Origin of the sequence: Paenibacillus sp. BC26, assembly GCF_900116125.1 — a bacterium.
GTDB classification, from domain to species: Bacteria; Bacillota; Bacilli; order Paenibacillales; family Paenibacillaceae; genus Paenibacillus_Z; species Paenibacillus_Z lignilyticus.
In genome coordinates this window covers 568,823-579,876 of the sequence record NZ_FPAD01000004.1, presented here as the reverse complement: position 1 = coordinate 579,876, position 11,054 = coordinate 568,823, and the positions used below count along the sequence as shown (strand labels likewise).

The 11,054-nt window shown below is 49.9% G+C and carries 9 protein-coding genes and 12 tRNA genes; 18 read left to right on the top strand and 3 right to left on the bottom strand.

The window, feature by feature from the left end; all coding sequences use genetic code 11:
* The first annotated feature begins 14 nt into the window (after positions 1 to 14).
* From BM412_RS26115 to BM412_RS32255, 13 genes are all read left to right on the top strand, one after another.
* A tRNA-Asp gene (locus BM412_RS26115) sits at positions 15 to 91 on the top strand.
* Between the two features lie 15 nt (positions 92 to 106).
* Positions 107 to 182, top strand: a tRNA-Phe gene (locus BM412_RS26110).
* Positions 183 to 204: 22 nt separating this feature from the next.
* Positions 205 to 280: transfer RNA gene (locus BM412_RS26105), tRNA-Thr, on the top strand.
* A 4-nt stretch (positions 281 to 284) separates the two neighbouring features.
* A tRNA-Tyr gene (locus tag BM412_RS26100) sits at positions 285 to 369 on the top strand.
* Between the two features lie 13 nt (positions 370 to 382).
* Positions 383 to 458: transfer RNA gene (locus BM412_RS26095), tRNA-His, on the top strand.
* Between the two features lie 27 nt (positions 459 to 485).
* Positions 486 to 560, top strand: a tRNA-Gln gene (locus BM412_RS26090).
* Positions 561 to 565: 5 nt separating this feature from the next.
* Positions 566 to 638 (top strand) — tRNA-Lys (locus BM412_RS26085).
* A gap of 14 nt (positions 639 to 652) precedes the next feature.
* Positions 653 to 739 (top strand) — tRNA-Leu (locus BM412_RS26080).
* A gap of 6 nt (positions 740 to 745) precedes the next feature.
* Positions 746 to 820: transfer RNA gene (locus BM412_RS26075), tRNA-Gly, on the top strand.
* 4 nt (positions 821 to 824) lie between these two features.
* Positions 825 to 895, top strand: a tRNA-Cys gene (locus tag BM412_RS26070).
* 22 nt (positions 896 to 917) lie between these two features.
* A tRNA-Pro gene (locus BM412_RS26065) sits at positions 918 to 994 on the top strand.
* An 8-nt stretch (positions 995 to 1,002) separates the two neighbouring features.
* Positions 1,003 to 1,073, top strand: a tRNA-Gly gene (locus BM412_RS26060).
* A gap of 50 nt (positions 1,074 to 1,123) precedes the next feature.
* Positions 1,124 to 1,270 (top strand): hypothetical protein, encoded by a 147-nt coding sequence (locus BM412_RS32255; RefSeq protein WP_177246100.1) that lies wholly within the window; start codon positions 1,124 to 1,126, stop codon positions 1,268 to 1,270.
* A gap of 39 nt (positions 1,271 to 1,309) precedes the next feature.
* On the opposite strand, the gene BM412_RS26055 is transcribed toward BM412_RS32255, so the two are convergent.
* Both BM412_RS26055 and BM412_RS26050 read right to left on the bottom strand, forming a co-directional pair.
* The gene (locus tag BM412_RS26055; RefSeq protein ID WP_091224612.1) at positions 1,310 to 1,705 is read right to left on the bottom strand and encodes a VOC family protein; all 396 of its coding nucleotides are present in this window, start codon (positions 1,703 to 1,705) and stop codon (positions 1,310 to 1,312) included.
* A gap of 127 nt (positions 1,706 to 1,832) precedes the next feature.
* Positions 1,833 to 2,021 carry a hypothetical protein gene (locus BM412_RS26050; RefSeq protein ID WP_091224611.1) on the bottom strand — a complete coding sequence of 63 codons (189 nt, stop codon included), beginning with the start codon at positions 2,019 to 2,021 and terminating at the stop codon, positions 1,833 to 1,835.
* A gap of 162 nt (positions 2,022 to 2,183) precedes the next feature.
* Between BM412_RS26050 and BM412_RS26045 the strand changes: the two genes are divergently transcribed.
* From BM412_RS26045 to BM412_RS26025, 5 genes are all read left to right on the top strand, one after another.
* On the top strand, positions 2,184 to 3,014 hold the full coding sequence (locus tag BM412_RS26045; RefSeq protein WP_256256598.1) for a serine/threonine protein kinase: 831 nt from the start codon (positions 2,184 to 2,186) through the stop codon (positions 3,012 to 3,014).
* A gap of 115 nt (positions 3,015 to 3,129) precedes the next feature.
* Positions 3,130 to 4,263, top strand: coding sequence for a YecA family protein (locus BM412_RS26040; protein ID WP_091224609.1), 1,134 nt, complete (start codon positions 3,130 to 3,132; stop codon positions 4,261 to 4,263).
* A gap of 3 nt (positions 4,264 to 4,266) precedes the next feature.
* A complete protein-coding gene (locus tag BM412_RS26035; RefSeq protein ID WP_091224608.1) occupies positions 4,267 to 4,920 on the top strand; it encodes a M48 family metallopeptidase in 654 nt (217 codons plus the stop codon).
* Positions 4,921 to 5,042: 122 nt separating this feature from the next.
* The gene (locus BM412_RS26030; protein WP_091224607.1) at positions 5,043 to 5,981 is read left to right on the top strand and encodes a ParA family protein; all 939 of its coding nucleotides are present in this window, start codon (positions 5,043 to 5,045) and stop codon (positions 5,979 to 5,981) included.
* 40 nt (positions 5,982 to 6,021) lie between these two features.
* Complete coding sequence (locus BM412_RS26025) at positions 6,022 to 6,435, top strand: hypothetical protein (protein WP_143111707.1); 414 nt, start codon at positions 6,022 to 6,024, stop codon at positions 6,433 to 6,435.
* Between the two features lie 59 nt (positions 6,436 to 6,494).
* Here the strand turns inward: BM412_RS26025 and BM412_RS26020 are convergent, their stop codons facing one another.
* Entirely contained in the window at positions 6,495 to 10,865 is a 4,371-nt protein-coding gene (locus BM412_RS26020; RefSeq protein ID WP_091224605.1) for an endo-1,4-beta-xylanase, read from the bottom strand.
* Positions 10,866 to 11,054: the final 189 nt, after the last annotated feature.

Below are 11,054 nucleotides of genomic sequence, written 5' to 3'. Positions count from 1 at the left end.
ACCAATTTTACTGCGGAGCCGTGGTGTAGTGGCCCAACATGCCTGCCTGTCACGCAGGAGACCGCGGGTTCGAATCCCGTCGGCTCCGCCATTTTCATCAAAGTTCGGCTCGGTAGCTCAGTCGGTAGAGCAGAGGACTGAAAATCCTCGTGTCGGCGGTTCGATTCCGTTCCGAGCCACCATTTTTAAACTGCAAGTTCATATGCCGGTGTAGCTCAGTTGGTAGAGCAACTGACTTGTAATCAGTAGGTCGTGGGTTCGACTCCTATCGCCGGCACCATTATGGAGGATTAGTGAAGTGGCTAAACACGGCAGACTGTAAATCTGCTCTCCTTGAGTTCGGTGGTTCGAATCCATCATCCTCCACCATATTTTTTTCATGGCGATCGTGGCGAAGTGGTTAACGCACCGGTTTGTGGATCCGGCATTCGTGGGTTCAATTCCCATCGGTCGCCCCATTTTTAACGAAACCAAATGCTTCATGTTGGGGATTAGCCAAGCGGTAAGGCAACGGACTTTGACTCCGTCATCCCTAGGTTCGAATCCTAGATCCCCAGCCATTTTTGAGCCATTAGCTCAGTTGGTAGAGCACCTGACTTTTAATCAGGGTGTCGTAGGTTCGAGTCCTACATGGCTCACTTTATCTTGTTACGCGGTCATGGCGGAATTGGCAGACGCGCTAGATTCAGGTTCTAGTGTCAGCAATGACGTGGAGGTTCGAGTCCTCTTGACCGCACCATCATCTGCGGAAGTGGCTCAGCGGTAGAGCATCGCCTTGCCAAGGCGAGGGTCGCGGGTTCGATTCCCGTCTTCCGCTCCATCATGGCGCCATAGCCAAGTGGTAAGGCAGAGCTCTGCAAAAGCTTCACCCCCAGTTCGAATCTGGGTGGCGCCTTGTATGTTTGTTTTATGAATCACGGGATGTAGCTCAGCTTGGTAGAGCACCTGGTTTGGGACCAGGGGGTCGCATGTTCAAATCGTGTCATCCCGACCATATTTTCTGCGGGTGTAGTTCAATGGTAGAACTTTAGCCTTCCAAGCTAATAGCGTGGGTTCGATTCCCATCACCCGCTTACTTTTATAGAGAAAAACCTTTTGTCCCCTCGGGGATAAAAGGTTTTTTGTGTTTCGGGAAAACGGCCAAGTCGGCGCGATCGGGACCCATGACGTATTAATTGCGCAGGACGGCCTGTATCTGAGGTTCTGGCAAGTGCGCGTCCGCGCCGAGCGATGGCAGGTAAGCGCAGCGGCGAGTGCTGTCTTACAATAGATAGAAAAAAAGACACCTTAGAGGTGTCTTTTTTTCTAATCACTTGGCATTCACATCAGGCTGATGAATCCCAATGATGTTGCCTTCGGTATCGATATAATACCCCTGCCACGCCATGCCGGGCAGTGCGTATTTCGGTAATGCGATGGTGCCGCCGTGCTCTAGAATTTTGACTTCCGTCGCATCGTAGTCGCCGACTCCCATCGTGCAGGCAAATCCATTCACGGGCTGTCCCGGTTGAGGGGCAGCGCCATGGCGCTGCATTAAAGCGCCGTTGATTCCCATGGCATCAGCATCACCCGTCACGGCTCCAAAGTAGGGCATACCGGCAAAGCTGCTGTAGTCCTCAAATGTCCAACCGAATACTTCTCCATAAAACTTCTTAGCGCGTTCCATGTCGTCGACATGGATCTCGAAATGAATGACTCTTCCCATGATAACCTCCAATGATCTGGCTTCATTACTTGATTCTTGTAATAGGGTTTCCTTTCCTACTTGATCCATAACAAATGACAAAATAAAAAATAAAACCCGATCCATGAAGATCGGGTTCCAGGCGTAGTTAGCTGCTATAGCTGCCATGTTTCTTCTTGTAATGTCCATGGCCATAATTGGAATGATGCGGCGGGTAATGGCTGCCTTTCTTATAATCGCTGCTGCTGTGATGCTGGTGGCCGTAATGACCGTGTGAGCCGTAATGCTTGCGGCCAAGCAGGGAGCTGAAGAGGCGATTCAAAAGATGTCTCAACATACGTGTGGGACCTCCTATATAGAACTAATGTGGAAGCGCTTTAGACTTGTAAAATAATACGCAGTCCGGGTGCATCAGGTTTCGTTATAAATCGCCCAATTGCGAATCGATTAGAAACCGAGTGCCTCACGCGGCCGTAAGTGAAAGCAGGGAGGGATGCGGATGTTAGGTGCATGGTGGCGGGAACGGTGGCTCGATTGGCTGGATTATCCGCTCCGGGAGGGTTCGGTTTGGGCGGGCAGGTACCGAATTGAGCAGCTCCTGGGTACGGGCAGCTACGGTCAAGCCTATCGCTGTACGGATCTCAGAAGCGGAGCCGTTGTGCTGATGAAGCGAGGCAAGCCGAGCAAACGAAGCTTGGCCCGCGAGATGCTGGAGCGAGAGAGCGGGATTCTTCGAGGACTCCACCATCCGCAAATTCCGCGGTGGCTGGATTATGCCGCGCATGGCAGAGAAATGGGGCTCGTCATGGAGCTGGTTGAGGGATATAGCTTAGAGCACGCTGTAATGGGAAGCGAGAAGATATATAGTCAGCAGGAAGCTTTGCTCGTTATTCGGCAATTGCTGCATCCGGTACGGCACATGCATGATGCCGGGTATGTTCATCGGGATGTGCGGATCCCGAATGTTCTGGTTAGCGGCGATAAGCTGGTTATCATCGACGTTGGCTTAGCTTGCCGAATAGGCGATGAGACTGCTTATGAAAAGGATGAGTTGGGCGGCGGATTTGCGGACAGCTGGGGAGCCGTGAAGCAGCGGATGCGTGTGCCGGAACCGGCTAGCGACCTGTATGGTCTCGGCCATCTGTTCTTATTTCTCATGTATGCAGGTTACATGCCGCATGAAGGACAGGAGGAGCGAGGCTGGGAGGAAGAACTGAAGCTTGATCCCGCGGTACAAGACTTTGTACAAGGATTGCTGGAGAACAAATGGCAGTCGGCGGAAGCGTGCGAACAGGAACTAGAGCAGACATTGAAGTCGTTGGAAGGCTGAGCCAGCAGCGATTAAATACATGAACGAAATTGCTTAATCCTACCATTCCCTTCAATTGAGGGCCGGGTTAGGGTACAATCTATATATATTGGTTGAATTGTAAAGGGGTTTAGGTATGGATTTGCAAAAAGAAATGCTGCAGTTGAACGTGAATAATGCCATTAAAGGTTCGGTAAAGACCAGCTTGAAGGATATCCTCGGACAGTTGACCAAGGATAGGTTGAATTTCATTGCTGCCAATTGCGCGCTGTCGGGGCGCTCCAAGCTGAAGAAACAGGAGCTCGTAGAGGCGCTATGCGATAGAATTACAAGTGTGTCGAAACTATATTCGGCTTTCCTTACAGCTGAGCCGCAAGAATGGGATCTTGTGAACCGGCTTCTCAAAGTACCGTACATTCAGGATAATGCGGTCTATGCCGACGCTTACTTGTTTTTGATGGATAAAGGGTTGATATTCAGCTTCCTCGAAGGGGACAAGTTGTTCTTTGTTATGCCGGAAGAAGTCAAAGCCGCATACAACATGCTGGACAAGAACGCCTTCCAAAAACAACGCAAAGCAAATCAACTGGTGCTGCGATACATGGAAGCGGCGGCTAACTTGTATGGAATCATCCCAATGACTAAGCTCATTGCGATTATTAATGACCAGAACGGTATTAACATAACGGAGGAGAAGCTCTTGGATATTCGTTTATCTGTCTCCGATAAGGTGTTGACTTGGGATATTCAGCGTGGATTTCTATTTAGCGACAGCCTGGATGGAGAAGACTTAGACGATTACGAAGCGTTCTTGGAGAACGTGAAGGACAAGCCGTACTACATTCCTGCTAAGGAAGAACTGCTGCTATATGCGGATATTGATTATTTCGAGAAGACGCCTCAGCTGGAGGCGTTGAAGACCTACATCATGCAGGATTTAGGCAAAGTCGAGAAGCTGGCGGAGGCGCTCGTGGATGACATCCAGCTCGCATGTGCAATGGAAGAGCCGCTTAGCGTCATTATGGAAGAGTTCGATCAGCGCAAAATTCGCTTGAACAAGAAGCAGCTAAAGGAAGTTGCGCCGTTAATTATTAACGTGCATAACCATACGAGAATGTGGTCCAATCGCGGATTTACGCCAGATGAGTTAAGTCCGAAACGGGCACAGGATTCGAATGTGGTCCAGTTCCCGGCGGCATCCGCGAAAATCGGAAGAAACGAACCGTGCCCATGCGGCAGCGGGAAAAAACATAAAAAGTGCTGCCTGTAGGTTATGGAGATTCAACTCGAACGGCGAACGATTGACGTTCATGTCGCCTATGGGGCTGGTAAGAAGCTCGCGATTCAAATCGAGCCTTCGGGTTTCATTACGGTGAAGGCGCCTAATGGGACCAGCGACGAGATGATCATACATGCAGTGAAACAGCATGGGCAAGCGATTACGGCACAGCTCGATCGGATTGAGAAGTCTCGTGAAGCGCTGTCGTTGAAGGAGTATCAAGAACAGGGCAAGTTCCTCCATCTGGGCAAATACTGTTCGTTGAGCGACTTAATCGATGCAACGGCGCAGCATGAAGAAGAGCTTCGGCAGCGGTTGAAAAAGTTTTATTTTGCGAGCTGCAAGAAGGTTGTATCGGAACGTATTTCCGCCTATCAAAAACAGCTGAAAGTGGCGCCAAAGTCAATCGAGATTGTAGAGTCCAGCACCAAATGGGGAAGCTGCAGCTCGAAGAAACAGCTTACGTTTAACTATCGTCTTGCTATGGCTCCGATCGAAGTCATCGACTATGTCATTATTCATGAGTTATGCCACCTTTCGCATATGAATCATGATCGGTCGTTCTGGCGACTGGTCGGGAGTGTCATGCCGGACTACAAAGAGAAGGAAGCGTATCTGGCGCGGTATGGACAGGCTATGACGCTTTAATAAAAACCACATCCGAATACGGATGTGGTTTTTGCTTTATTTATGTACAAAAACGAGTATATTTCCACCGTCATTCCACTAAGTTTTAGTAGGACACTTTTGGCTGAGGGGATGATTAGGCGATGGCACGAATCATTTCAGTGATCAACTATAAAGGCGGGGTAGGCAAGACAACAGTCACATCTAATCTTGCAGCAGAATTGGCTAATAACGGTTTTAAAATATTGCTGGTTGATCTTGATCCGCAAACTAACTTAACATTCTCCTTTTTGAAAGTAGATGACTGGGAGCGGAATTACCAAGGAGAAACAATAAAAAAGTGGTTTGACGCCTTTATTGATAATGATCAAGAGTTTAATTTAGAGGATTTGCTCATTAAACCAGAACGCGTAAATAGAAGACTACAGGAGCTGGGAGCTAGCGGGAGCATAGATTTGATTTCCTCTCACATTGGATTAATAAACGTTGATCTTGAGCTAGGCGCAAAGTTATGGGGAGGTACTGAAAGGGCGAGTCGCCGAAACTTTCTAAAAGTACACTCCCGATTAAAAGATGGTCTTCGGCAAATAGAGACAAAGGATTACGACTACGTGCTAATCGATTGTCCCCCTAATTTCAATGTTGTAACCAAAACGGCTATCATCGCTAGTGACTTCTTGCTTGTACCTGCGAAACCGGACTTTTTATCGACAATCGGGATTGAACAACTTAATAAAAACGTAACCGAGTTAGTAGCTGAATATAATTCCAAAACAAAATATGAAGAAGTCCGGCAAGAGTTCAGTGTTGTTTCCCCTGTATTCGAAGGTGTAATCTTCACAATGGTCGGTGTTAGGGAAGGCCAGCCAATCAGAGCGCAGCAGCAATTTATTTCTCAGGTTCAAAGATCAAAGATCCCTGTGTTAGAAACGACGATCAGGGATAATAAAACATTTTATGCGGATGCTCCCGACTCTGGTATTCCGGTGGTACTTGAAGATATACACAATGGAACTTTTGAGCATGTGCGACAAGAACTGAGAGCGCTTGCTCGAGAAGTGATCGCCAGAGTTAAATCGTAAGGTGGAAGGGGAGTAAGCGGTGAAATCTTTTAAACATAATATGGCTAAAATCTATAGGTTATTTGCTCAGACATTGTCTGAAATGAGCGATGAAGAGTTCCATGATCTGCTGGAGGGAAAGGGAAAATTAAAGTTTGTGCCCGGAAATAAGGCGGTAAAAGAAAAGGTAGAAAAGGTTTCGAGCGCAGAAGTTGGTTACATTGTAGAGAAGCTCCTTATAGCGGATACAAGAGAAATGGCTAGAGAATATCTTGTGGAACAACATTTATCAAAGAACGATTTAATTAAACTAACGGTAGTATTGGATATTTTCGTTAATAAGAGTGATGGGAAAGACAAAATTATGGAGAAGATCGTTGAGTCAACGGTCGGTGCCAGAATACGATCCAAAGCGATTAAGGATACACAGATCAGAACGGGTCCTGCACGTAAAAACAATAATATAAAGGTTTGATTCCCTCTAAAAGTAAAACCCACATCCTTATAGATGTGGGTTTTATTTTGTCCAGGGTATTACAGATTCCAAATGCGATACAGAATAACCGCCGCTTCGGCGCGGGTGAGCGACGCGTGCGGTGCGAGGTTGCCGTTCTTGCCGTTAACAATGCCGGCTTTTACCAGAGCAGCGGCGCTGTCTTGCGCATAGCCGGAAATCGTAGCGGCGTCGGCATAAGCATCCAGAGAGCCGCCAATTCCGACGGGCTTGCCGGCAGCGGCCAGTGCACGTGCGGTCAGCACCATCATATCTTGGCGGGAGATCGTGCTGTCCGGCAGGAAGGTGTTATTTTCAAAACCGGTTGCGATTCCCAGTTCCTTAGCGATCACCAGCTCGCTGTAATAATAAGCGGATGGCTCGATATCGCCGAACATGGTGCCTTCTTTGCCCGTGCCATGCAATTCAAGCGCTCTTACGAGAAGAGCAATAAAGTCTGCTCGCTTGATGGAAGCTGCCGGAGAGAAGCTGTTCGCAGCTGTTCCTTTGATAATGCCGTGCGACGCCATAGCATCTACGGCTTGTTTGGCCCAAGGCACTTGCGCCAGGTCACCGAAGGTCTTGAATACGGAGCCTACCGCATAGGTGCTGAAGTGAGTCGTTTGGAAAACAACCGTTTGGCTTGCCGCATCATAGCGAGCATTCGGAACCTGTGTCGCGATACCTTTGCCGTCGATGTACCAAATGACGATATGATCCGGATTGCTAAGCTCTTCCGCTGTTGGCTTGTAAGGGATCGCAACCGACACAGGCGCAGCAGGATTGCTCCATGCAAGGACATTGCTGCCTGCTGCTAAGTTCAGATCGATAACCGGACGGTTGCCGATCAACTCGCGGGTAGCGGCATCCAAGCTGTCTGGTGAAACGTGGCTCAAACGAATCGATACTTGCTCTGCTTTGTCTGTCAAGTTGGACAGCATGTTGCTTGGAATTTGGATCGTTCCGTTCTCGGTCTTCACCGAAAGGACGAAGGCATCTTGACCTTTCAGACTTTGCGCAGGCAGCTGCACTTCATATGACGACGCGTTCGCTTGCTTCGGCAGCTCGATGACGACTTGTTTCTCGCCGTTAGCTGCCGGAGCGGCCAGTTCCAGCGCTTTCTTCAAGTTGTCGACGGAAATCGTGCCGATGGCTCGCCCGTTGTCTGTCTTCATTTCCGGCTCGATCGAAACGATGCCGTTCTTATTCTGAACGCTGTCCGTCGGAGCACCAACGTTGCTTCCGCCAATCGGATTGGTCGTACCAGTGGTAAGCGTAAGCACGCCATATACGGACGTGTCCATATAGCCGTTTCCGGTTGTATCGTTCCAGGCGGTAACGCTTTGGCGGGCGCCGTCTTTCGCGTCATTAATCTGTACGTCGAAACCGAGCTTCTTGCCGTCAACCGGCGTAACCGATGTCAACGGGATTTTCACTTCTACCGTGTAGTTGGTGCCGGAAACCTTCGTTGCGGATTCGAAACCTGCTGCAAGGCTTGTCGGGTTGAACGAGGTCTCATTGTCAAAGTTTACTCTGTACTGACCGTCATCATCTTGATAGAACGATGTCTTTGCATTGTTTTGGTCCAAGAAGATTTCGACGGAATCCTGCTCATAGTTGTTCACGCTTGCTTTGTCGAGCTGCGCGTCGCTAACCTGTACCAATACATACAGGTTCTGCTCATCCCAGAGCGCTTTGGCAACTCCGCTCGCTCCTTGCCAAGCCGTCTGGTACCGGTTGATCGGGATTTCCGGGGTCTGGCCCCAAATCGCGTCAACAGTGCCGTCGACTAGCGGCGCAGCAAATTTGGCCGTAGCTTGGTTGGCTTCCGCCAGCTCAGGCTGGTGTTCCTCCATGAATGCAGCCGGATCGCTTACGCCGTAATAAGCCGGTTTGGCCTGCAGGTTCTTATCGAACAACAGCGGGTTGGAAGCGGCTCTCCAGCTCGTATTGTCATCCATGCCCCAGAAGGTAACGCGTTCGATCGCAGCAGCATGGGCTTGGAAGATGTCGAACAGCTGCGCGTAGAGATAGCCTTGCGCATTGGCCAGCGGCTCGGAAAGCTGATAGTTGCTTCCGGCCTGAATATCGAGCTCGGTAACGCTGATTTCTACGCCTAATGAAATGAACTTCTCCAAGGACAGTTCGACATTGTCCGGGTTCGTGTTCACGCTATAGTGCGCCTGCATCCCGACGCCATCGATCAGCAGCTTGCCGGGGTGCGTCAGCGCATAGCGATCATTGATTTCTTTGACCATGTTGTAGATGGCCAGCGCTTTATTCTGATTATCTTCGTTGTAATCATTGTAATAGAGCTTGATGTCCCAAGCCGGATGCGCGTCCAGTACTTCTCTTGCTGCCAAGAACGCCTGCTCTACATAGTCCGTTCCGATCGCGTTATTCCATGGCGTTTGGCGCAATGACGCCTTCCAGTCTGCCGGATTGGAGGGGTTATCGTTCATCGCCTCATTAACGACATCCCATGAAATGACCTTGCTGCCGAAATGCTCCATGACCGTTTGGATATGGGTCTTCAAATTCGTGAGCGCTTCTTCGCGGCCCAGTGGAATCGTGTTGTTATCGCCATCCTTGGTCGTATTCAGCCACGCAGGCGATTGCTGATGCCATACGAGCACATGCCCGTGCATCTGCATCCCTTCAGCCAGCACTTTATCGACAAGCGCATCGGCCGCGGTAAAGGTGAAATTGCCCTTCGTAGGCTGAAGCGCATCGGGCTTCATTGCGTTGCCGGCTGTAACGACGTTGAAATGCTGCTTCAGCAGCTCAAGTCTAACGCCATCCAGATCCTCCGCCGAGATCGCGTTGCCGATTAGGAAATCGTCTTGGTAAGTGTCCTTAATCGGAGGCAGATCCTTCTGGATGGAAATCGGACCTGACCCTGTGCTTTCAAAGCTGATATCGTCGATATAGAAAGAAGCTGTTTTGTTAGCAGAGCTCTCTACATAGATAGTCAAGAACTCGCTGCTTACATTGTTGTAACGGTAGGTGCCTTCATACTTCACCCAGCCGTCGCTTGCGCTGATTGTTTTGCCTGCAAGCTGAACATAGTTGGCACTGCTTCCTTGGCCAACCTGCGTAGAGAGCTGAAGCTGCGAGCTTGCGGGAGAGATCAGCTTCACCCAGGCCGTAATTTTATATTCGGAGCCCTTATCTACATACTTCTCCACGCGCAAGGTCGGGCCATGCCACGAATCTGTTCGCCCTTCCACTTTCAAAGCGTAGGAACCTTCTTCGGAATGATTGGCCTCATTGGTGACGGTCAGCGTTTCCGTACCTGCGCGGCCTCCAAAGCCGCCTGCAGCTTGATCCTCAAAAGTAACGGTGTTGAAATCCAAAGCCGGAGGCCGCGGTTCTTCTACCTCAGGCTCTTCCGGAGCTGCTTTCTGGGTGATGAGGATATCGCCGACGTAGAACGGCACGCTTTTGCCGGATTCGTTCGATTGAACACGCAGACTTACATCCTTGCTCGTATCCACCGTAAACTCTTTCGTCAATGTGAAAGCGGCACCGGCGACTAAGTTAGCGCCAGCCAAGAAGCCGTAGCTGTTAACCGTCTGCAAATAGGCTTGCGAGCCGTCAGGCACAGCCGTATCCGGGTCCGCATAACCCTGCACGGTTACGGTGTAGGTTTTACCATTCTCCAGCCCAATTTCGCTGAATTTAAAATCTACCGCGTCCCAAGTATTCGCTCTGTTGCTTACGGACAGAGCTGCACCGTCGGCGTTGCCATCGAAGACTTTACCGGTAACAGGCGTCAAGCTCGCGCCTCCGGATTGCGTAGCAGCGCCTATACCGCTTGCAAAAGCTTCGTGGTATACCGTTTCGACGTCTGTCGCAGGTTTCTCCGCAGTGACGAGCACGTCACCGACGTAGAACGGCACGGCTTTGCCGGTTTCGTTCGATTGAACACGCAAGCTTGTATCTTTGCTCGTATCTACCGTAAACTCTTTCGTCAGCGTGAATGCGGCACCGGCGGCTAAGTTAGCGCCAGCCAAGAAGCCATAGCTGTTAACCGTCTGCAAATAGGCTTGCGCGCCATCAGGCACAGCCGTACCTGAGTCCACATAACCTTGCACGGTTACGGTGTAGGTTTTGCCGTTTTCCAGGCCGATGTCGCTGAATTTAAAATCTGCCGCATCCCAGGTGTTTGCTCTGTTGCTAACGGATAAAGCTGTTCCGTCGGCGTTACCGTCAAACACTTTGACTGTAACCTGCGTCAAGCTCGCACCGCCGGATTGCACAGCAGCACCTTTGCCGGCGGCAAAGTCTTCGTGATAAACAACGGTCGTCTCTGCCACCGCGGCTTGCACAGCCGGAGCCGAGAGACAGGAAGGAATAAGCAGCGCTGCGGCCAGCAAGAGCGAGAGTACTTGTTTGATTGTTCCGGTCATTTATTGCATCCCCCTGCGAAATCAATTTGGCGAATATAAATGAAGCGCTTACAATGGGAAGTGGATGGAGCCTCCTTTCCGTGCTTAAGCTTGATTATAGCCTGTGTTAAAAACATGGTTTACCAGAAGAAGTAAACAATCTATTGTACTAATTAAATATTAGAGCCGATTTGATGTAGTATAGAAGAT

What these genes read in the sequence shown, in the direction of transcription:
- BM412_RS26035 (WP_091224608.1), top strand. Translation starts at nt 4,267, where the DNA reads ATGGAGATTCAACTCGAACGGCGAACGATTGACGTTCATGTCGCCTAT.
- BM412_RS26055 (WP_091224612.1), bottom strand. Translation starts at nt 1,705, where the DNA reads ATGGGAAGAGTCATTCATTTCGAGATCCATGTCGACGACATGGAACGC.
- BM412_RS26040 (WP_091224609.1), top strand. Translation starts at nt 3,130, where the DNA reads ATGGATTTGCAAAAAGAAATGCTGCAGTTGAACGTGAATAATGCCATT.
- BM412_RS26025 (WP_143111707.1), top strand. Translation starts at nt 6,022, where the DNA reads ATGGCTAAAATCTATAGGTTATTTGCTCAGACATTGTCTGAAATGAGC.
- BM412_RS26045 (WP_256256598.1), top strand. Translation starts at nt 2,184, where the DNA reads ATGTTAGGTGCATGGTGGCGGGAACGGTGGCTCGATTGGCTGGATTAT.
- BM412_RS26020 (WP_091224605.1), bottom strand. Translation starts at nt 10,865, where the DNA reads ATGACCGGAACAATCAAACAAGTACTCTCGCTCTTGCTGGCCGCAGCG.
- BM412_RS26030 (WP_091224607.1), top strand. Translation starts at nt 5,043, where the DNA reads ATGGCACGAATCATTTCAGTGATCAACTATAAAGGCGGGGTAGGCAAG.
- BM412_RS26050 (WP_091224611.1), bottom strand. Translation starts at nt 2,021, where the DNA reads ATGTTGAGACATCTTTTGAATCGCCTCTTCAGCTCCCTGCTTGGCCGC.